This is a genomic window from Oxalicibacterium faecigallinarum (assembly GCF_014635705.1).
Lineage (GTDB): Bacteria > Pseudomonadota > Gammaproteobacteria > Burkholderiales > Burkholderiaceae_D > Oxalicibacterium > Oxalicibacterium faecigallinarum.
Genome location: NZ_BMDI01000001.1, coordinates 159769 through 181448, shown reverse-complemented (window position 1 = coordinate 181448; position 21680 = coordinate 159769). Strand labels below are relative to the sequence as shown.

Below are 21680 nucleotides of genomic sequence, written 5' to 3'. Positions count from 1 at the left end.
TCCGGATCAAGCCAGATAGGCCTTGATATCGACTTCATCAATCTGATCTCTCGATAAAAAGCGCCGTGCGTAATCCATGTACACGCCGGAACTGAGGAAGAGATCAAATAGCTCCGGATCGATATGCCTGTCCTTTTTCATGAACGACATGATCCTGATTGCTTCCGACAGCGATTTTCCTTTCTTGTACGGACGATCCACCGCGGTCAACGCTTCAAAGATATCGGCAATTGCCATCATGCGCGCCATCGGGCTCATATCTTCCTGCTTGAGTCGGCGTGGGTAACCGGTGCCATCCATGCGCTCGTGATGCCCACCGGCGATTTCCGGCACTTGCTGCAGATGGCGTGGAAAAGGCAACTGCGACAGCATCATGATGGTTTGCACCATGTGCTCATTGATTTTATAGCGCTCTTCTGCCGACAAGGTACCGCGCGCCACCGATAAATTGTGCAACTCGCCACGGTTATAAAGATGCTCGGGCACGTCCATGGCAAAGCCCCAGCGATTCCCGGGTGCCATCCAGTGCTGCGGATCTCGCTTGAGCAGATGCTCGGCCTTGTCCGAGAGCAGCATTTCCTGTGCCGGCAGACGCTTGCGCAGCTCCACACCTTTGCGACGGCGCTCGTCCTGCGAGATGCCCAGGCTGTCATCCAAGGTACGCAACCAGGTCCGTGATGCAATTTTCTTCAGTCGCTCAATCTTGTCAGGCGCCATGAACTCGCCGCCCTCATTGCAGCTCGCGACAAAATCAAACTCCTCATCCAGTTGTTGCAACTCTTCCTTCAGTTTTGCCTGCGCAATGTTGTATTCCATGCCTGCGGCCATGTTCTTCAGGCATTTGATTTCGGCGTCCCGCTTCAGCACTTCAAAACGCATGCGCACCTCGTGGATGCGGTCATAGATCGTTTCCAGCTTGGTGGCCTTGTCCACCACGTATTCGGGTGTCGTCACCTTGCCGCAATCGTGCAACCATGCGGCAACGTGTACGGCTTCCCACTCGTCCTCGTTCAGGTTGAAATCGGCATACGGTCCGCTGGTCTGCTCGCACGCTGCCTTGACCAGCATCTTGGTCAACTCCGGTACACGACCACAATGTCCGCCGGTGTAAGGACTCTTGGCATCGATGGCACCGGCAATCAAGGCTATGAAAGCCTCGAACAGGCGCTTCTGGTCGCGGATCAACCCGCGTGTCTCAACCGAACTGCTGGCCGAGGCCGACAATGCGCTGACGAACGCAAGTTGCGCATCGTCGATCTGTTCATCCTGCATCAACAGCATGAAGCCCAGCAGAACGCGCTGTCGATTGAACAACGGCACCACCACAACGCGCGCACCATCATCCTCGTTCCACGCCAGCGGTGCCAATCCCATCAGGCGCATCTCACCTGGCGTCAGGCGACCACGCTCGGTACAGCCACGATCAAATGCGGTCCGTACGACCGCCGGCAGTTCGCTCATGGTCAGCTCACGCAGCGATTCATGTTGCGGCAAACCATTGGTACCGAAGGCGGTGCAGGCAACCATATGCTCTTCATCCAGCAGATACAAGGCGCCTGAACGTGCTCCGCTGATCGACATGGTTTCCTTGAGCAGTTTGGCGAGCAGCTTGTCGAAATTCTTTTCGGCAGCGACAGTTTGTGTGACGTCGGTAAATTTCGAGATGGTGGTCTTCATCCCATCCATCGCCTTCGCCAGCGCATCCACTTCACTGATGGCCGACTTGATGCCGATCGGCTCCGCAAACTCGAAGCGACGGATCGCCTCGGTCTCATGTGCCAGAGCACGGATGGAGCGCGACATCAGACGCGATATCAGCCAAATCAGCGGTATGGCAATGGCCAGCAACAGCAGACTCAAGCCAATGGAAGCAGAACGAATATTCAGCGCCGTTGCAAACAGTTCACTCTCCGGAATCGCCACCATCAGATACAGCGGATGGGCACCCGGCAGTCGAATCGGCTGGACCGATATCCGCCATTTTTCATCATCCACACTGATGGAGCGCTCCATACCCATTGCCGATTCTTCCGGCTTGATCAAATCCATCATGCCCTGCAAGGGCTTGATGCCAAACGTATCCAGATGTTTGAGCATGGTGCTGGACGTATCATCACTGGCGGGAATCAGGCGCTTGATATCTTCATACGCCACCACGCTGCCTTCGGAAGTCACCAGCACAAGCTGACTGGATGGTGTGACCTTCTGCTTTTTCAATGCAGTACTGAGGGAAGACAGCGGAATATCCGCACCGATCACGGCATGATCGTTAGCGGCGCGCCTGGCGATTGTCAGCCCGACTTCTCCGGTGGAGAAAAACAGATAGGGCGACAAGGTCACCGTGGTATCGGCCTGTTGTGCAAACTGATACCAGCCACGATGGCGCGGATCGAAGGCAGCCAGATATTCGGGATGCGCTTCGCTGGACAGTACCTGCAGGTCCTCATCCAGATACAGATAACGCGCCTCTTGCCTGGCAACACTGCGCTCTATGCTGCGCAGCTGATAACGACTTCCGACCGGTGCGCCGTATCGCACGCGTTCTTCATCATCTCTTAGCTCGTACAAAAAAAAGTAATCGCCCGTCTCGTATCCGATATAGATGGAAGTCAAACCGCCATCGTCCCGCAACGCAATCTGCATCGCACGCAAACCGGCGACGCGTTTGGAAAACGTGTCGGCATCCGTCACGCGATGCTGCGCCAGCATATCGGTCGCCATATTGGCGGGACGAATAATGGAGCGAATCTCGCCAGCAATCTCCCTTCCGGCACGACTGGTCAATTCTTCCGCCGACGATTCCAGCATGTCGTGCGACATGTAATAGCCGACAGCGGTGATCAGGCCGCCAATCAGTAGCAGGGCGACGGCAAACAGGAGGGATAAGTGCACATGCAGTGGAAGTCTGAATTTCATGAAACGCCTGCCTTTTGATTATTATTGATTGACGAAGCTAACGATGACGTAAAACCAGATTGCGACCGCGTGCGGCACCGATGTTATGCGGTTGCCATCAACTGCATGTGTTATCAAAAGCGCACAACGCACGCTGATGACCTATTTTCAGACAAGCAACATTCACACCCACGCGTCATGTCGGCGCCCGTTTCAGGCCGGGTGATACTAAAAAAACAACATCAACCTGAGCCATCTGGTCAGCGACTTTTACGTGGTTAATCTTGGTGGCAGATTAAAATAACAAGATATGTCCCCTCACCTAACGAACATTTTCCATCCTGCCGCCTCTTTTCTATCGTGACCTTTTCCGCTTATCCCCATCTGCGACGCGTCGTACGCTTTTGCATCGTACCGGCTACAGCCTTGCTACTTCTGACCTCGGCGCATGCCGAAGACACCCGTCGCGTCGTCAAGCACGCCACCATGCCCAAGAGCGGACAAACCGTGGTCGTGGCCGAAGGTGATCTGGAACCACGTAGCGTAGGCAGCTATACCGTGCGCCTTTATGCCAAAAACGATCCTGCATACCCTTATGATCGTTTCGTCGCCGGTATCGTGCGTCCGCGCAATGGCGTCATACAGGAACTGTCCTTTGCCGATATCGACAGGAACGGCCAGCCGGATATCGTCGTCATCACGCGTTACGCAGGCAGTGGCAACTTCGTCACGGCAGAAGCCTTCCGCCTGCATGGCAAGACGCTCACACTGCTTGGCTCAGTCGCAGGACTCGATGCCGACAAGGACGCAGTGGAAGCGCTCAGACACAAACTTGCAAAACGCTGAACGCCACGCCGATGTCAGCACCGGCAATGCAATCGGTCTCATATGAAAAGAAGCAACAGTCAGTTGACGCCTAAAAAGTTGATTTGAGGTAACCTTCTCACCCGTCTCTGATTCTCTCTGGTGCCACCGTGTTTAATGAACAGCAGTTGAGGGCCATCCTTACTGCACTCCCTGATCCTGCCTTTATCCTCACGCGCAGTGGACGTTATGCCGCCATCTATGGCGGCGCCGATGCACGCTATTACCACGATGGCAGTGCACTGATCGGCAAGTACATGCACGAAGTTTTGCACGATGAAAAGAGCAACTGGTTTTCGGGGGAGATCAACAAGGCACTGGCTTCACGCAAACTGCATATCGTCGAATACGGATTGGCTGCCAGCGATGTTCGCGGACTGGAAACGGCCGGCCCGTCGGAACAGATCTGGTTTGAAGGACGGATTCAGGCGCTGGATTTTCAGGTCAGTGGCGAAGATGCCGTGCTCTGGGTCGCCAGCAACATCACCGCCCGTAACGATCTCGAAGTCAAACTACGCATGCAGAGTGAGAGCGATTCACTCACTGGCCTGATCAATCGCCGCAAACTGCTCGATGTACTGGCAGCGCACTACGACATCTTCTGCCGCTACCAGACTCCGGCAACCCTCTTCATGTTCGACATTGACGACTTCAAGACCGTCAACGATCAGCACGGTCACATGAAAGGTGACGTCGTACTGCAAACGATTGCCAATGTGTGTCGTGCCGAACTACGCGCAACCGACCATGCCGCGCGCGTTGGTGGTGACGAATTCGTCGTGCTGATGCCGCATACCCGTAGCGAGGACGCCTTACCCATCGTGGAGCGCCTGCGCCAATGTATTGCCAGCGCCGTGCAGCAGTTGGGCATTAAAGGCGCCGGCACCATCAGCGGTGGCTTCAGCGAACTGATGGCGGACGACAGTTCCTTCACAGACGTCAAACGCCGTGCCGATCAGGCGCTATACAACGCCAAACGCGCAGGTCGCAATCAAGTACTGGCTTACGTCGCCGACTGATCAATCGACGCCTTGCTTGGCTACGCTCAAAAAACAAAAAGCCGACAAACGTCGGCTTTTTTATTGAATCAATCGGCAATCAGGTCTTCGGCAAGGTTACACCATGCTGGCCTTGATACTTGCCACCACGATCCTTGTATGAAGTTTCACAAATCTCATCGCTTTCAAAGAACAAGACCTGCGCACAACCTTCACCTGCGTAGATTTTTGCTGGCAGCGGTGTCGTGTTCGAGAATTCCAGCGTCACATAGCCTTCCCACTCCGGCTCGAACGGCGTCACGTTCACAATGATGCCGCAACGCGCATACGTCGATTTACCCAGACAGATCGTCAATACGCTGCGCGGAATGCGGAAGTATTCGACCGTACGCGCCAGCGCAAACGAGTTGGGCGGAATGATGCACACATCGCCCTTGAAATCCACAAAGGACTTTTCATCGAAGTTCTTCGGATCGACGATGGTGGAATTGATGTTGGTGAAAATCTTGAATTCGTCGGCGCAGCGAATATCGTAACCATACGATGACGTGCCGTAAGAAACGATCTTGTTACCGTTATCCTGGCGAACCTGCCCCGGCTCGAACGGTTCGATCATGCCGTGCTGCTCCGCCATGCGGCGTATCCATTTGTCGGATTTGATTGCCATATTCTTTGTATTGGTAGGTAATGAAGTTTCGCGCAATTTTACGCGATATTGAGGCGAGCATTCCGAGGCATCTGCATAATATCTGACGCCACGTTATTTTCTGGGCAATTCAATTTCCTCTTCATATTCATCAAGCTTTTCCATGATTCGAGGCTGTTGCACGTATTTCTTCCTTAACTTTTTTCAATTGCTTATCTGTTCCGGTGCAAAGGTCTTTCAGGTTCTTTGCGATAAAGCGACCACGTTCTTCATCGTATGGATACTCGCCACGAAAGTGATCGCAACCATCACGACGCTCAATAAAATATTGCACATCAGTTGGCGTCGATGCCAACGAAATAAGCGGTGTACTGCATACGATCAAACTCATCCAAAGCAGTTTCATGACTAGATACTCGAAAATGAATTTCAAAAAACGAGGCAGAAAACTCCCATAAATATGGGTTTTTTATTGTCATTCATACACATATGATCGCATGTTGTTTACAGTCCATCTATTTCAGTAACGCCAAGCTATCAGGGATTCAAATGAAATTTCTAACCATCTTTGTCGTATTTTTACTGTCCTTCAACACAAGCCTACACGCAGAGACTGATCCAGCTGACGAAAGCAAACGCGTGATGATAGGTATTACCGACCAGAGCGGTTCAGCAATTGGCCTCAGCCTGATTCCTCCAAACGAACCAAATTGGGACACAAAAAAAGCCGGTTTAAGTATTACCTTGAAAAGAGCTGGTAAAGCGACCGATGAGAACCAAGAAATTGAGGCGTACATGATCAGGTTGGACAAACCATTCCATCCGGTTTCAACCTACATGGAGCAGATTCGGAAAAATACTGAAGAAGGCTACAAGAAAAATCCAGATTTCAAATTGTCGGCTTTTGATATCAAAGAATATCCACAAAACCCTCAATGTGTGCGGGTATATATGTTACTTGAAGATGTTCGAACTACGCGTGCTGACCTAAGTCAGAAGAAATGGAGTGAACAACATATGCTTTCATGCGGATTATCTAAACATAAACGAATAGGCTTTGAAGTCCGTTACTACAACCGACACTACGATCAAAATAAAGATGAATTGTTTGCCACCAAAGCTGACCGTTTATTTGAGACGGTCATCATCGAAGATAAATAAAAAATCGCGTCAATCGACGCGATTTTTTATTTAAAACTAGATAGAAATTTACTAGTGCATCCACTTCCCTGGATATTTTTTACCGCTGCATTGATTCCCACACCTTCTGCAACCGCTTGACCGACACCGGCATCGGCGTCCGCAATTCCTGCGCAAACAGCGACACGCGCAGTTCCTCCAGCATCCAGCGATACTCATCCATCTTCGGATCGCCGTGACGCTCCTTCAGAGCCCGCTGCCACGGGGCCGCCGCCTGCTGCCACTCGCTCATCGAGCGTGTATCGCGTGCAGGATCGGCGCGCAACTTGTCGATACGGACATTGATGGCCTTGAGATAGCGCGGAAAGTGCGTGAGGTGCGTGTAATCGGTATCGGCGATAAAGCGTTTGCCGACCAGTGATTGCATCTGCGACTGGATGTCGTTGACCGCTTGCGTGTGTGCTTTGACGGTTTGCAGCTTCTTGGGCAGTGCGTAGTACTCGGTCAGCACGTTGCCAGCCAGACGCGCAATTTCATTGACGAGCAAACCGAGACGCGATTTTCCTTCATCCTTGCGGGCGTTGAACTGCTCGGCATTCTTCGGTAAAGGCTCCTGCAGACAGGCACGTTCCAGCGCCTGTTCGATGATCTGACCGCGCAATTCTTCCTGCGAACCGATAGCCATGAACTGCATGCCCATTTGCTGCAAGCCGGGAATATTTTTTTCCAAAAACTTCAACTGTTCCTTGAGCTGCAAGGCCATCAGGCGGCGCAGGCCGATGCGATGTACGCGTGCCGCTTCATCAGGATCATCAAACACTTCCAGATCGCAGTGCGTTTTTCTATCGACCAGCGCAGGAAAGCCGATCAAGGTTTGCTTGCCTTGCTGAATCTCCAGCAGCTCAGGCAACTCACCGAAGGTCCATGCGGTTAGATTCTGATGTTGTCCTGCATTGGCAGTTTTGTTCGTCGCCTTATTATCTGTCGGAGCTTTCTGGGTAGATTGGGCTGCACCCGACTTGCCAGCGACTGGCGCAGCTTGTGAAGCCGTGGCGATAGGTGCTGCCGTTTTTTCTGCAATGCGCTGAAAACTCTTGCGCGCCTGTCCGCCAAGCTCGGCACGCAACGCACCCAGATTGCGGCCCATCTCAAGCTGACGACCATGTTCATCAATGATCTTGAAATTCATGGACTGATGTGCGGACAAGGTTTCGAGCTTGTAGTCCGTGGTCTTGGTGGCAATGCCGGTCTGCTCACGCACGTCGGCAATCACGGCATCCAGCAGACTGCCTCTGCCAAAGATTTGCTTCTCTTGCACGCGATCACAAAACCCTGCTGCGTAATCCGGCAAAGGTACGCAATGACGACGCAGTTTTTGCGGCAGTGATTTGAGCAGCAGATGCACCTTCTCTTTCAGCATGCCGGGCACCAGCCATTCGGTCCGGTCTGCCGACACCTGATTGAGTGCATACAAAGGCACAGTCAGCGTCACGCCATCACGCGGTGATCCGGGCTCGAAGTGATAGGACAAGGTCATGCCGACGCCGGCAACGTTCATGGACTTGGGGAACAGGTCAGTCGTTACACCCGCCGCTTCATGCCGCATCAGGTCGTCACGATTCAGATAAAGCAGCTTGGGTTCCCTGGCTGTCGCATCCTTGTGCCACTTTTCAAAACTGATGCCGTTATGCACGTCGGCCGGAATCAGTTTGTCGTAGAACGCAATGATCAGCTCGTCATCGACCAGCACATCAAGACGACGCGACTTGTGTTCGAGATTCTCGATCTCGCGCACCAGCTTGTGATTGTGTGCAAAGAATGGGGCGCGCGTCTCGAAGTCACCACCAACCAGCGCATCGCGAATGAATATTTCTCGCGCTTCGGCAGGATGGAATAAGCCATACTGGATGCGGCGCTGGCTGTAGACAACTAACCCATACAGCGTAGCGCGTTCGTAGGCAGACACTTGCGCCGTACGTTTTTCCCAGCGTGGTTCGCCATAGGATTTCTTGAGCAAATGGCCGGCCACACGTTCCAGCCATTCCGGCTGGATTTGCGCGATGCAGCGTGCATACAAACGCGTGGTGTCGACCAGTTCGGCCGCCATGATCCACTTGCCCGCTTTCTTGATCAGAGACGAGCCTGGCCAGATATGAAACTTGATGCCGCGTGCGCCAAGATAATGGGGTTCATCCTCGGCCTTGAAACCGATGTTACCGAGCAAGCCGGTCAGCAAAGCCGTGTGTAACTGCTCGTACGTAGCAGGTGCTTCATTGAGCCGCCAGCCTTGCTCCCGCACGATCGTCAGTAGTTGCGAATGCACATCGCGCCATTCACGCAGGCGCAGTTGCGAGAGAAAGTTGGCGCGGCATTCCTCCTGCAACAACCGATTGGATTTTTTGTGTTCGATCGCGTCGCTGAACCATTTCCAGATTTTGAGATAGCTCTGGAATTCTGATTTCTCGTCGGCGAATTTTTTGTGTGCCGCATCCGCAGCGTTTTGCGCTTCCATCGGACGATCACGCGGGTCCTGCACCGACAGTGCCGAGGCGATGATGAGTACTTCGGTCAGACAGACATTCTCCTTCGCAGCGAGAATCATGCGACCGACACGCGGATCGAGCGGCAGACGCGCCAGTTCACGCCCCAGCTTGGTGAGCCTATTGTCATCATCGACCGCACCAAGCTCCTGCAGCAACTGATAGCCATCGGCAATCGCCCGACCCAGCGGCGGTTCGATAAACGGAAAAGTTTCGACATCGGTCAGATGCAGGGACTTCATCCGCAGAATGACAGAGGCCAATGACGAACGCAGAATTTCAGGCTCGGTAAATTTCGGCCGCAACAGATAATCCTGCTCGTCGTACAGACGAATGCAGACACCCGCGGCAACACGGCCGCAACGGCCTGCGCGCTGATTGGCAGCAGATTGCGCAACCGGCTCGATCTGCAGTTGCTCGACTTTATTGCGATAACTGTAACGCTTCACCCGTGCCAGACCGGCATCGACCACGTAGCGAATCCCTGGAACGGTCAGCGAGGTTTCCGCAACGTTGGTCGCAAGAACGATGCGACGTGCATTGCTCGGCTTGAAGACCCGCTCCTGCTCTTGCGCGGACAACCGTGCAAACAGCGGGAGGATTTCCACATGCGGCGGATGATGCTTGCGCAAGGCTTCTGCCGCATCACGAATCTCGCGCTCGCCCGGCAGGAAGACCAGCACATCACCCGAACCGATACGTGCCAGTTCGTCCACGGCATCGACCACCGCATCCATCAGATCACGCTGACCGCGTTCTTTCGCTGCCAGCGCCGAGCGACGGGCCTGCGCAGCATCGGATGTTGCATTGGGATTGCCGCCGGGATTATTTTGGGCATTCTTGTCGAATGGCTCGACGGGGCGATAACGGATCTCGACCGGATACAGGCGACCGGATACTTCAATCACCGGTGCAGGTGTATCGCCACGCCCAAAGTGACGCGCAAAACGATCTGCGTCGATGGTTGCCGAGGTAATGATGATCTTGAGGTCGGGCCGCTTGGGCAGTAATTGCTTGAGATAACCCAGCAGAAAATCGATGTTGAGACTGCGCTCATGCGCCTCATCGATGATGATGGTGTCGTACTGGCGCAGCAAGGGATCCGTCTGCGTTTCGGCCAGCAGGATACCGTCCGTCATCAACTTCACCCACGCGCCCTTGGTCAGCGTATCGTTGAAGCGCACCTTGAAACCCACATGCTCGCCCGGTGGCGAACCAAGTTCTTGCGCGATGCGCTTGGCAGTCGAGGATGCGGCAATCCGGCGTGGCTGGGTGTGACCGATCAGCCCCTTCTCGCCCCGGCCAAGTTCCAGACAAATCTTGGGCAACTGTGTGGTCTTGCCGGAACCGGTTTCACCACTGACGATGACGACCTGATTGTTCTGAATGGCGAGCGCGATTTCGTCCCGGCGACCGGATACCGGCAGTTCTTCGGGAAAAGTGATCGCAGGCAGCGGATTACGTACGGGCGGCACAGCTTCCGCACGGGTATCACGCGATGGACGATCGCGGCGCGGCAGTACGGATTTTGGGGTGGATTCTGATGCAGACATGTGGGCTGGAATTATACAGAGCTTATCCGCTGCCATTCAGTCTCCCGCCACTCGGGCCGACACACCGTGGCACCTTTGCACATCTTGCGCAAATCTGCGTAAAACAGTGACGGAGCGTGCCCTGCCAAAAGGATTGCTATGGTTATAATGCTCGACATGGAAAATCCTGATCAATTCGTCCAGTGGCTGCGCTCTGTCGCGCCATATATCCACGCGTTTCGCGGCAAGACTTTTGTGATCGCATTCCCGGGTGAACTGGTCAAGGCTGGCGCCCTCCCCGTACTGGCGCAGGATCTGTCTCTGCTGCATGCGCTCGGCATCAAGGTCGTGATCGTGCACGGCTCGCGGCCGCAAGTCGAGGAACAACTTGCCCTGCGCAATGTCGAGGCGCGTTTCCACAATGGCCTGCGCATCACCGACACTGCTGCCATGGAATGCGCGAAGGAAGCTGCCGGCGAGCTGCGCCTCGATATTGAAGCGGCATTCAGTCAGGGCTTGCCGAATACACCCATGGCGGGTTCGACAATACGCATCATTTCCGGCAACTTTGTGACTGCACGCCCACTCGGCGTGATCGAAGGCGTCGATCTGGAACTGACCGGCGTCACCCGCAAGATTGCGTACGAAGCGATCCACCCGATTTTGAATGCAGGCGGCATGGTCATGCTGTCGCCGCTCGGCTTTTCCCCTACCGGCGAGGTCTTCAACCTGACGATGGAAGACGTGGCAGTGGCGACCGCTACCGCCCTGCGTGCAGACAAACTGATCTTCCTGAGCGAGACACCGCTAATGTCGAACGCCGCTGGCGACGATATCCGCGAACTGACATCGCTGCAGGCAGAACGACTGCTGGATCGCAGCGAGCTTCCGCCCGATGTCGCTTTCTATTTGCAGCATTGCGTGCGCGCCACGCGTCATGGTGTGCCGCGTGCCCACATCGTCCCGTATGACATTGACGGCGCGGCGTTGCTCGAAGTCTTTACGCACGACGGCGTCGGCACCATGGTCAGCTACGAAAACCTTGAAAGTCTGCGGCAGGCGACCATCGAGGATGTCGGCGGCATTCTCAAACTGATCGAGCCGCACGAAGCCGATGGCACGCTGGTCAAGCGTCCGCGTGAGCTGATCGAACGCGAGATCGACCACTTCTCCGTGATCGAGCATGACGGCGTGATCTTTGGTTGCGCGGCCCTCTATCCCTTCCCGGATGACAAGATGGCCGAGATGGCTTGCCTGATTGTCAGCCCGGATGCGCAAACCCAGGGCGATGGCGAACGTCTGCTTAAACACATGGAAAACCGTGCCCGCGCTGCTGGCTTGAAAAAGCTGTTTGTTCTTACCACGCGCACGGCACACTGGTTCCTCAAGCGCGGCTTCATCCCGGCTACGGTAGACAGCCTGCCCAAGGATCGCCAAAGCATGTACAACTGGCAGCGCAAATCACTGGTCTTCGTGAAGAATTTATAATGCTGGTTTCACTTGAGCAGCGCGCACTGTAAAACAGCGCCAAATGTATCTTGCCGACGCTGACATGGCGGCGGCATTCACTTAACCCGGATCGCGCATCGACGCGACAGGCTAGTAAAAGGAAGACAACAATGACTCGCATGGTTCACTGCATCAAACTCGACAAGGAAGCGGAAGGTCTGGACTTTCCTCCGTATCCGGGCGAACTCGGCAAACGCATTTATGAAAGCGTTTCGAAAGAAGCCTGGGCCGCATGGCTCAAGCATCAAACCATGCTCGTGAACGAGAACCGTCTGAACCTGGCAGATGTGCGCGCACGCAAGTACCTGGCTGCACAGATGGAAAAACACTTTTTTGGCGAAGGTGCGGATCAGGCACAGGGTTATGTACCCCCAACCTACTAAGCAACTGCCTGATTGCTCGCCCGCGTAAAAAAGCCGACGTTTTCGTCGGCTTTTTTATACATGCCACTTAAAGAAACTTGACCTTGCCAGTCTTGACATCGAGCATGGCGCCAACGATCTTGATTTGGCCGCTGGCCGCCATTTCTCGCAGCACGGGACTTTTCTCATGCATGGATTGCACCATCAGCCTGACGTTATTTTCGGCCACGGCGTCTACAAACCGATAATTATGTGAACTCCGATCCGGACCATTCACATCAGCAGTCACGTCGACCGCCGGACGAATCTTGGCCAACAGGCCACTCAGATTGCCCATTTCCACGTTGTCGCAAGCGCCTTTGACGGCACCACATGACGTGTGACCCAACACCACAATCAGTTTGGTACCGACGACCTTGGAGCCGTATTCGAGACTGCCGAGAATATCTTCATTGATCACGTTACCTGCGACGCGGGTACTGAAAATGTCCCCAATACCCAAATCGAAAATCACGGAAGGCGCCGAGCGGGAGTCAATGCAACTCACAATGCTGGCAAACGGAAACTGGCCGTTTGAGCCCGTGGTCCTGACCTGTTGCCGATAGTTATGCGGTGTCGGCGTGCCGGACACAAAACGCGCATTGCCTTCCTGCAAAAGCTGGATTGCCTGATCAGCCGACATGTCCTTCAAGGTCTCACTGGTCATCACTGGCGGTCGGACTTTGGTTGCCTGCTGTTCGCCCTGTGTTGCACACCCTGCCAAGGCGGTCATCAAGGCGACTGCCCCTGCACACTTCATCCACCCGTTTTTACGACTTGACTGCATAACGCTCCTTTTCAGCATCGTTGATAAATTTGCAATTTAATTACGATAATTTAACATATTTAACAATTGTTAAAACAGGAAGTTTGTTACCAAGAGAGGCAGTCTTCATTCGGTTTTTGCATATCGATATTGAAAAAGCTTCGTTGTCGACTGGCAATCGTTTGATTAATGTGACTAACGATTTCTTAACAACTACGGAGAACCCATGAAGCTCGTCAAAACCCTGCTCGTCGCAGGCACCCTGCTGTTTGGTACAGCACATGCCGCGCCTAGCGACTTCCTCGTCAGCACCGACTGGCTGGAAAAAAACATCAATGACCCGAAACTGCGTCTGATCGAAGTCAGCGTGAATCCAGGCCTGTTTGAGCGCGGTCACATCCAGGGCGCGACCAACGTGTCGTGGCATACCGATCTGGTCGATCCGGTCCGACGTGATATCGCCAGCCAGCAGGACTTTGAAAAACTGCTGCGCAATGCCGGTGTCAACAACGACAGCACTGTCGTTCTGTACGGCGACACCAACAACTGGTTTGCAGCCTGGGGCGCATGGGTATTCGATATCTATGGCGTCAAGAACGTCAAACTGCTCGATGGCGGCCGAAAAAAATGGGAAGCAGAAAATCGTCCGCTGACCCCAGTGGCCAAGCAGCACGCTGCCGGCAACATCAAGGTTTCCCCGGCCAACCAAAAACTGCGCGCCCGTCTGGCTGACGTCGTCGCCGTGGCTGAAAAGAAAAGTGATGCCAAACTGGTCGACATCCGTTCGGCTGACGAATACAGCGGCAAGATCTTCGCACCGGCAGGCGTTCAGGAACTGGCAGTCCGTGCCGGCCACGTGCCAGGCGCAGCCAACGTTCCCTGGGGTCAGGCAGTGGCAGCTGACGGCACCTTCAAATCGGTGGAAGAGCTGAAAAAAATCTATGGTGCAGTTGGCATCGATGGCACCAAGCCGGTCATCACCTACTGCCGTATCGGCGAGCGCTCGAGCCACACCTGGTTTGCCTTGTCCAAACTGCTGGGCTATGACGTGCGCAACTACGACGGTTCGTGGACCGAGTACGGTAACGCGGTTGGCGTCCCTGTTTCCAACCCTGCTGGTACGGTATGGGGCGGTAAATAACGATGGCTGATGCGGCATTACCGCCCTTGCGGCGGTTGGTGCCGTCTGCCATTGCCTTCATTGCTGCAATCCTGTTCGCGCTCGCTCTCGGCTCTTTTGCCGACAGCGGGCGCGATCTTGCTTTAGCGGCGCTGTTCGGCACGGCATTCGGTATCGTTCTTCAACGCTCTCGCTTTTGCTTCTTTTGCGTCAGTCGTGACTTTTACGAGCGGCGCGATGTGCGTGGCCTGCTCGGGATTGTGGTCGCGCTCGCGGTTGGCATTCTTGGCTATCACCTGGTATTTGGTGCCTTCCTGCCAGTACCAGCACCGGGCAGACTGCCGCCACAAGCGCATATTGGTCCGATCAGCTGGGTCCTGGGCGCAGGCGCGTTCAGCTTCGGACTCGGCATGGCCTTGTCAGGCTCGTGCATCAGCGCGCATCTGTATCGCCTTGGCGAAGGCTCGGTGCTGTCACCTTTTGCGCTGCTCGGCACCTTGTTTGGCTTCTTCCTCGGCTTTCTCAGCTGGAACACCCTGTACCTGGCTGCGATTCAGGAAGCGCCAATTGTCTGGCTGCCACATCATCTCGGGTACGGTGGATCGGTGGCGCTGCAACTGTTTGCGCTGGCAGCCGTTGCGATCTGGTTGTGGCGGCAGCATCGCAAACCGGAAAGCGCCCCCAATAGCGATCCGTGGCAACGACGCTGGCCGACGTATGCCGGCGGGATTCTGGTTGGCTTTATCGGCGTACTGGCCTATTTCCGTCTTGGCCCGCTGGGCGTGACGGCAGAACTCGGTAGTCTGGCGCGTACCACAGCTGACAGTGCGCATCTGCTCCCCACGCGACTGGAAGGCCTCGATACCTTCTCCGGTTGTGCAACACGCATCAAGGAAACCTTGTGGTCACCGAACGGCGCTTTCATCGTGGCATTGATCATCGGCTCTCTCGCTGCGGCCTTGTCTGCCGGTGATTTCAAACTGCGTCGCCCACGCCTGTTTGAAGTCGTGCGCGCCCTACTCGGCGGCGTCCTGATGGGCTGGGGATCGATGGTTGCACTCGGCTGCACCGTTGGCACGCTGTTATCCGGCATCATGGCTGGCGCGGCATCCGGCTGGATCTTCGCCGTTTTCATGTTTGGCGGCCTCTGGCTGGGGTGGCGGGCGCGCGTTCGCTTTGGCTGGAATAGCTAGATCACGCTCAATCAGAAAATAAACATCCCGAAAACGCTAGTCGTCTTCGGGATGCTTATTTATCAGTTGGTAGATGTATTCCAGCGCTGCATCGCCTGCAACCACTGATTGCGCAGATGACTCGCGATGGCCACAGCAATCAATCCACCGATCACGGACAAATGTTCCAGCGCAAGGAACATTGAAAGCATGGCTTGCGGTTCCGGCAGTGACCAGAAGTGATGCACGATCACAATCGTCAGTGCAAGGAAGACAGCAAGGGCAGCAGCACCCAGCCACAAGGCGCGATCCAGCAGGATCAGCAATGCTCCCACGAGCAAGACAGCGATGACCAGGATATTGAACAGCCACGCCGGCTCCAATCCCGCCTGACGCATTTCTGCCAACCCGCCATCAAAATCAATGAGCTTTGCCAAACCGGATGCAGCAAACACCACGACGATCAACACGCGTGCGGTCAGCCATAACCAACGACTTTCCAGTACTGCCTCCATCTGCCCTTGCATCCACTCTCTCCGCTTGCGTTGACGATTAGCGTCGGCTCACAAAAAGAGCACCGGCACGCTTATCAGGGTTGTCAAATAAGTCGGATCGCAGTATAAAACCTCAACTTAACTTGAGGTCAAGTAACATGGCAGGGATAATATCGACGCCGGTTTCCGTATCTTCGCGCCAGCTAACAATTGGCGAAGTAGCCACGCGTAGCGGTGTCGCCGTTTCAGCTATTCATTTCTATGAATCCAAAGGCTTGATCCAGAGCATACGCACAGCGGGTAATCAACGACGCTTTCCTGCTGGCGTTTTACGTCGCATCGCCATCATCAAAGTTGCACAACGCGCCGGTATTTCACTGGAAGAGATCAAGACGACGCTGGACAGCTATCCGCAAGGCAGCAAGCTGACGTCAAAGGACTGGGAGAAACTGTCATCGCACTGGCGGGAAAGCATGAATGAACGTATCGAACGCCTGACACGTTTGCGCGATGAGCTGGATCAATGCATCGGCTGTGGCTGCCTGTCACTGGAAGATTGTCCGTTGCGTAATCCCGATGATCGCCTCGGCAAGGAAGGAAGTGGGCCACGCATTCTCGAACGACCTTGATGAAGAGGTTCTACCAAGCGTCACCAAAATAAAAAGGGATGCCGCGGCATCCCTTTTATCAGCGTTCTATCCGCTCGATCGGCACGATCTTGCTGCGATAGAGCGTACCCGTTGCAACAAGAATCTCTTTAAGCAGAAAGATGAATCCCAGCACCAGTGAAAACATCGCCGTGATGAATGCGATTGCGATGAATTTGGACAAATCAACGTTCAATGCATCACCAAGAAACAACGAAGCAATCACGGTTGCCACCATCAACGCACACGCGGTGCTGAAAATAATGGCGCGGTTGATCATGTGCGCGCGTGGATAGAGCGAGTTGAGTTCCGACTGCAACTCGTCGCGCACTGCTTCGTCCGTCGTGGTACGCAGACGCTCTTCCAGCACACGCGAGCGATCGGTGATACGACCCAGACGGTTGGTCAGCACGGTCAATGTCGTGCCCACACCGGTCAAAAGAAAGACCGGCGCAACCGACAGTTGAATGATGTGTCCGATATCGGAGACTTGAATTTCCATGCTGTTTCGAGAAAGAAGATAGGCGGATGACGCATGCCAGCGTAGCGCACTCGCCGGCATTTTGCACCTACCTTATACCGCACAAACTTGTCTGGATTCTTACAAACCCGGCTGTTTGACCTCACCGCCCAGCGCCTGCATCAGATCAGCCAGCAGCTTGCTCAACTCCCCCGTCATCAGCATGATGTCGGAATCAAAACGCTCGTCGTCGTTCTGCGCGGTCGAATCGCTGTTTTCCTTGATCACATCCAGCGGCGCGATACGCTTGATGGTCAGGTTCTCGGTCAGCACAAAGGAAATGCGATCAGCCCAGGTCATCGCCAGACGCGTACATTGCTTGCCTGCCGTGATGTGACGACGCACGTCATCCGGGTCGAGCGTATGACGCACATAACGTACCGTTGCCTTGCCTTCGGTATTGGAACGCAACTCGGTATCCTGATCAACGGTAAAGCCCCCCGGCGCTTCATCCGCGACCAGCCAGTCAGTCATGGCGGCAACCGGCGACTGCGCGACGTGCAGCGTTTCCAGCGGTAGCTTGTCAATCGATTTGAAGAGCAGTTTCAGCACTTCATCCGCTTTGGCCTGACTGCCGGCATCGACCACCAGCCAGCCATTGACCGGATCGATCCAGACCCAGGTCGAGCGCCAGACGCTGAATGCACGTGGCAACAGATCGTCGGTAACCTGCTCCTTGAGCTCCTTCATCTGTTTACGGCCCGGCTTGAAGCCCTGCTGCTCTTCGATTTCCGCCGCCTTGATCTTGGTCACCTGATTGATGACCGTGGTCGGCAGCAGTTTTTTCTCGGTGCCCAGCAACAGCAGCATCTGCTTGTTGATGGAGTAGACCAACTGGCCATTTTCACGTGGGGAAATCCAGCCCTGGCTTTGCATCTCAAGACTGGAACATGGCTGGAAGGCATGCGGTGCCAGATCGGCTTCCAGCTTCTCAGCGGTAATCTGCCATGGGGCGGGAAGACGATAGACCTGAAGATTCTTGAACCACATGACTTGCTCCGGCAAAAAAGGGGGCTATTCTACACGCGCTCCTTCTTGTCACAAGCAGCCCAATACCAGCGCGGCTTGCCTGCCGAAAATACCCGCATCTTCCCATTGCGCCGAGGCCGAATCAGGCGTTGCAAGGGTTATAATACCGCCTGTTATTTGCCGGCTGTTTTTTGCAGGCCGTTCTGTGAAACAAAAATCGCATTACCAGCCGGAAACCTAATCGCTCTTTGCATCGTCCAACGCTCCATGTCCAAAAGTCCAACCCGTAAGCCGATCGAAATCAAAATTTCCACCGTTGTGGCCGTCTCCGCGATTCTGCACGACGCCAATCTGACCGTGCTCGACAAGGCGATGCAGGAAATGACGGGCGGCAATGCCGATTTCTTCGATGATGAATTTGCCGTCATTGATGTCGGCTCGCTGGAAAGCGGCACGACTATCGACTGGGCGGGTATCGCTGCCCTGCTCAAATCCTATCGACTCAACGCCGTTGCCGTACGCAACGCGACGCCGGATATGGTGAGCGAGATTGCCGCGCACGGTCTGAGCATCGATGGCAGCGTCAAACCACGCACAGAAGAAGTTGACGCGACTGATGCGCAGCTTCAAGCCACGCCGCATCAGGCAGAAATCGATTTGTCGCCTGCCGCCGCTGTTGAAGTTGCTGCGGTCGAGGCCACGCCGGTTGCTGCGGCCCCGCAAGCGGCTCCTGCACAGTTTGCTGCCAATACGATGATCATCGACACGCCGGTTCGTGCCGGTCAGCGCGTGTATGCGCGCGGTGCCGATCTGGTGATCACGGCCGCCGTCAATAACGGCGCCGAAGTCATCGCCGACGGCAGCATTCACGTCTATGCGCCCTTGCGCGGTCGTGCACTGGCTGGTGCAAGCGGCAATACCGAAGCACGTATTTTTACGCTGAGCATGGAAGCCGAACTGGTTTCGATCGCCGGCATGTATCGCACATTTGAAAATGGCTTACCAGCCGATCAGGCCCGCAAAACCATGCAGGTGCGTCTGGTTGGCGATCGTATCGACATGCTGCCGATCAAGGCAGCAGCATAACAATCAATCTCTCGCAGATTAATCTCTAAAAAAGGGGCTTACTTTGGCAAAAATCATCGTCGTGACGTCGGGTAAAGGTGGCGTCGGCAAAACCACTTCCAGCGCGAGCTTCTCCTCCGGCCTCGCCATGCGCGGCCACAAAACGGTCGTGATCGACTTTGACGTCGGCCTGCGTAATCTCGACCTGATCATGGGTTGCGAACGCCGGGTGGTCTACGATCTGATCAATGTCGTCAATCAGGAAGCGACGCTGAATCAGGCTCTGATCAAGGACAAGCATTGCGACAACCTGTTCGTTCTGCCTGCTTCGCAAACGCGCGACAAGGATGCGCTGTCGGAAGAAGGCGTCGAGCGTGTGCTCAACGATCTGAAGGCGATGGATTTCGAATACATCATCTGCGATTCGCCAGCCGGTATCGAACACGGTGCCGTCATGGCGCTGACCTTTGCGGATGAAGCGATCATCGTTACCAATCCGGAAGTCTCTTCGGTACGTGACTCCGACCGTATTCTCGGCATCATCCAGGCAAAATCGCGCCGTGCGCTCAATGGCCAAGAGCCGGTCAAGGAGCATTTGCTGATTACCCGCTACGTGCCAAAACGTGTCGAAGCGGGTGAAATGCTGTCGTACACCGACGTGCAGGAAATTCTGCGTATTCCGCTGATCGGCATCATCCCGGAATCGGAATCGGTGCTGCACGCGTCCAACGCCGGCAATCCTGCCATCCATATCGAGGGCAGCGAAGTGTCGGAAGCCTATAAGGATGTCGTCTCGCGCTTCCTTGGTGAAGAATTGCCGTTGCGCTTTACCGACTACGAAAAGCCTGGCCTGCTGGCACGTTTGTTTGGAGGTAAGTAACCATGTCACTGCTCTCCTTCCTGTTCAATTCCAAACCGAAAACCGCATCGGCGGCCAAGGAGCGGCTGCAGATCATCATCGCGCGCGAGCGCAATGGCCGTGCCGGTCCTGACTTTTTGCCTGCGCTGCATCAGGAATTGATTGCCGTGATCTCGAAGTACGTCAAGGTCAATCCGGAAGACATTAAGATTTCGCTCAACAGTCAGGGTACGCTGGAAGTATTGGACGTCAACGTCGTACTGCCGGAAGCCGAGGTCGAGTCGGAAGCAGCCAAGTAAGACCTTCTGCCTGCCGTCATCATGCGGCAGGCATCTCTCGTTGCGGAAAGCAACATCCGCACGCATCACGTATCATTTCGCCTTCATCATATTCACCCAAGGACCGCCATGAAGACCAAAGCCGCCGTCGCCTGGAAAGCAGGACAACCACTGACCATCGAAGAAGTCGAACTCGGAGGCCCGCGCGAAGGCGAAGTGCTGGTGGAAATCAAGGCAACCGGCATTTGCCACACCGATTACTACACGCTGTCAGGCGCCGATCCGGAAGGCATCTTCCCTGCGATTCTGGGCCATGAAGGCGCAGGCGTCGTGGTGGATGTCGGCCCTGGTGTCAAAAGCCTGAAGAAGAACGATCACGTCATTCCGCTCTACACGCCGGAATGCCGCGAGTGCAAATTCTGCCTCTCGCAGAAGACCAATCTGTGCCAGAAGATTCGCTCCACGCAAGGCCGCGGCCTGATGCCGGATGCAACCAGCCGCTTCTCGCTCGATGGCAAACCGATTTTCCATTACATGGGTACGTCGACCTTCTCGAACTACATTGTGGTGCCTGAAATCGCACTGGCCAAGATTCGTGAAGATGCGCCGTTTGACAAGGTTTGCTATATCGGTTGCGGTGTCACCACGGGCGTCGGCGCGGTCCTGTTCACCGCAAAAGTTGAAGCAGGCGCCAACGTCGTCGTGTTCGGCCTCGGTGGTATCGGCCTGAACGTGATTCAGGCCGCCAAGATGGTCGGGGCCGACAAGATCATCGGGGTCGACATCAATCCAGGCCGCGAAGCCATGGCTCGCAAGTTCGGCATGACGCACTTCATCAACCCGAACGATGTCGAAAACGTGGTCGATGCCATCGTCCAGCTGACCGACGGTGGTGCCGATTACAGTTTTGAATGCATCGGCAATACCAAGGTCATGCGCCAGGCGCTCGAATGCTGCCACAAGGGCTGGGGCAAATCGATCGTCATCGGCGTGGCAGAAGCCGGTGCAGAAATCAGCACGCGTCCGTTCCAGCTGGTGACCGGCCGCGAATGGAAAGGCTCGGCCTTCGGCGGTGCACGCGGCCGTACCGACGTACCGAAGATTGTTGACTGGTACATGGACGGCAAGCTCAACATTGATGATCTGATCACGCACACGCTGCCACTTGATCGCATCAACGAAGGTTTTGATTTGATGAAGAGCGGCGAGTCGATCCGCTCCGTCGTCCTGTATTAATTTGCCGGTCAAGTTTTATCGCGTCACCA

At 54.9% G+C, this 21680-nt stretch carries 20 protein-coding genes; 12 read left to right on the top strand and 8 right to left on the bottom strand.

Annotated elements, in window-relative coordinates:
- Window positions 1-6: 6 nt before the first annotated feature.
- Complete coding sequence (locus IEV29_RS00870; protein ID WP_188379388.1) at window positions 7-2916, bottom strand: HD domain-containing phosphohydrolase; 2910 nt, start codon at window positions 2914-2916, stop codon at window positions 7-9.
- A gap of 405 nt (window positions 2917-3321) precedes the next feature.
- Here IEV29_RS00870 and IEV29_RS00865 point away from each other — a divergent pair, with 405 nt between their 5' ends.
- Together IEV29_RS00865 and IEV29_RS00860 are read left to right on the top strand one after the other, a co-directional pair.
- Window positions 3322-3741 carry a PliI family lysozyme inhibitor of I-type lysozyme gene (locus IEV29_RS00865; protein WP_188379387.1) on the top strand — a complete coding sequence of 140 codons (420 nt, stop codon included), beginning with the start codon at window positions 3322-3324 and terminating at the stop codon, window positions 3739-3741.
- Window positions 3742-3869: 128 nt separating this feature from the next.
- Window positions 3870-4778: a GGDEF domain-containing protein gene (locus tag IEV29_RS00860; protein WP_188379386.1), complete on the top strand. Its 909-nt coding sequence runs from the start codon at window positions 3870-3872 to the stop codon at window positions 4776-4778.
- A gap of 79 nt (window positions 4779-4857) precedes the next feature.
- Here IEV29_RS00860 and dcd read toward each other — a convergent pair whose 3' ends face one another.
- Both dcd and IEV29_RS00850 read right to left on the bottom strand, forming a co-directional pair.
- Window positions 4858-5424, bottom strand: coding sequence for a dCTP deaminase (dcd, locus tag IEV29_RS00855; protein ID WP_188379385.1), 567 nt, complete (start codon window positions 5422-5424; stop codon window positions 4858-4860).
- A gap of 130 nt (window positions 5425-5554) precedes the next feature.
- A complete protein-coding gene (locus tag IEV29_RS00850; protein ID WP_188379384.1) occupies window positions 5555-5809 on the bottom strand; it encodes a hypothetical protein in 255 nt (84 codons plus the stop codon).
- Window positions 5810-5952: 143 nt separating this feature from the next.
- Here IEV29_RS00850 and IEV29_RS00845 point away from each other — a divergent pair, with 143 nt between their 5' ends.
- Entirely contained in the window at window positions 5953-6564 is a 612-nt protein-coding gene (locus IEV29_RS00845; protein ID WP_188379383.1) for a hypothetical protein, read from the top strand.
- 79 nt (window positions 6565-6643) lie between these two features.
- On the opposite strand, the gene hrpA is transcribed toward IEV29_RS00845, so the two are convergent.
- The gene (gene hrpA, locus IEV29_RS00840) at window positions 6644-10636 is read right to left on the bottom strand and encodes an ATP-dependent RNA helicase HrpA (RefSeq protein WP_188379382.1); all 3993 of its coding nucleotides are present in this window, start codon (window positions 10634-10636) and stop codon (window positions 6644-6646) included.
- 156 nt (window positions 10637-10792) lie between these two features.
- On the opposite strand from hrpA, the gene argA reads away from it, so the two are divergent.
- Window positions 10793-12103 (top strand): amino-acid N-acetyltransferase, encoded by a 1311-nt coding sequence (gene argA / locus IEV29_RS00835; protein WP_188381023.1) that lies wholly within the window; start codon window positions 10793-10795, stop codon window positions 12101-12103.
- Between the two features lie 131 nt (window positions 12104-12234).
- A complete protein-coding gene (locus IEV29_RS00830; protein WP_188379381.1) occupies window positions 12235-12507 on the top strand; it encodes an oxidative damage protection protein in 273 nt (90 codons plus the stop codon).
- 67 nt (window positions 12508-12574) lie between these two features.
- Here the strand turns inward: IEV29_RS00830 and IEV29_RS00825 are convergent, their stop codons facing one another.
- Window positions 12575-13312, bottom strand: a complete 738-nt coding sequence (locus IEV29_RS00825; protein ID WP_229726122.1) for a carbonic anhydrase family protein — start codon at window positions 13310-13312, stop codon at window positions 12575-12577.
- Between the two features lie 205 nt (window positions 13313-13517).
- Here IEV29_RS00825 and IEV29_RS00820 point away from each other — a divergent pair, with 205 nt between their 5' ends.
- Together IEV29_RS00820 and IEV29_RS00815 are read left to right on the top strand one after the other, a co-directional pair.
- Window positions 13518-14432: a sulfurtransferase gene (locus IEV29_RS00820; RefSeq protein WP_188379380.1), complete on the top strand. Its 915-nt coding sequence runs from the start codon at window positions 13518-13520 to the stop codon at window positions 14430-14432.
- 2 nt (window positions 14433-14434) lie between these two features.
- Entirely contained in the window at window positions 14435-15604 is a 1170-nt protein-coding gene (locus tag IEV29_RS00815; RefSeq protein WP_188379379.1) for a YeeE/YedE family protein, read from the top strand.
- A gap of 62 nt (window positions 15605-15666) precedes the next feature.
- On the opposite strand, the gene IEV29_RS00810 is transcribed toward IEV29_RS00815, so the two are convergent.
- A complete protein-coding gene (locus IEV29_RS00810; protein WP_188379378.1) occupies window positions 15667-16110 on the bottom strand; it encodes a DoxX family protein in 444 nt (147 codons plus the stop codon).
- A gap of 125 nt (window positions 16111-16235) precedes the next feature.
- Between IEV29_RS00810 and soxR the strand changes: the two genes are divergently transcribed.
- Window positions 16236-16706, top strand: a complete 471-nt coding sequence (soxR, locus tag IEV29_RS00805; protein WP_188379377.1) for a redox-sensitive transcriptional activator SoxR — start codon at window positions 16236-16238, stop codon at window positions 16704-16706.
- A 58-nt stretch (window positions 16707-16764) separates the two neighbouring features.
- Here the strand turns inward: soxR and IEV29_RS00800 are convergent, their stop codons facing one another.
- Both IEV29_RS00800 and IEV29_RS00795 read right to left on the bottom strand, forming a co-directional pair.
- Window positions 16765-17226 carry a DUF2721 domain-containing protein gene (locus tag IEV29_RS00800; protein ID WP_188379376.1) on the bottom strand — a complete coding sequence of 154 codons (462 nt, stop codon included), beginning with the start codon at window positions 17224-17226 and terminating at the stop codon, window positions 16765-16767.
- A gap of 99 nt (window positions 17227-17325) precedes the next feature.
- Entirely contained in the window at window positions 17326-18234 is a 909-nt protein-coding gene (locus IEV29_RS00795) for a recombination-associated protein RdgC (RefSeq protein WP_188379375.1), read from the bottom strand.
- A gap of 246 nt (window positions 18235-18480) precedes the next feature.
- Between IEV29_RS00795 and minC the strand changes: the two genes are divergently transcribed.
- The 4 genes from minC to IEV29_RS00775 all read left to right on the top strand — a co-directional run bounded on the left by minC (window position 18481) and on the right by IEV29_RS00775 (window position 21651).
- Window positions 18481-19299, top strand: coding sequence for a septum site-determining protein MinC (minC, locus tag IEV29_RS00790; RefSeq protein WP_188379374.1), 819 nt, complete (start codon window positions 18481-18483; stop codon window positions 19297-19299).
- 43 nt (window positions 19300-19342) lie between these two features.
- Window positions 19343-20158, top strand: coding sequence for a septum site-determining protein MinD (gene minD / locus IEV29_RS00785; RefSeq protein WP_188379373.1), 816 nt, complete (start codon window positions 19343-19345; stop codon window positions 20156-20158).
- A gap of 2 nt (window positions 20159-20160) precedes the next feature.
- A complete protein-coding gene (minE, locus tag IEV29_RS00780) occupies window positions 20161-20436 on the top strand; it encodes a cell division topological specificity factor MinE (protein WP_188379372.1) in 276 nt (91 codons plus the stop codon).
- Window positions 20437-20544: 108 nt separating this feature from the next.
- Window positions 20545-21651, top strand: coding sequence for an S-(hydroxymethyl)glutathione dehydrogenase/class III alcohol dehydrogenase (locus IEV29_RS00775; RefSeq protein ID WP_188379371.1), 1107 nt, complete (start codon window positions 20545-20547; stop codon window positions 21649-21651).
- The last annotated feature ends 29 nt before the right edge of the window (window positions 21652-21680 follow it).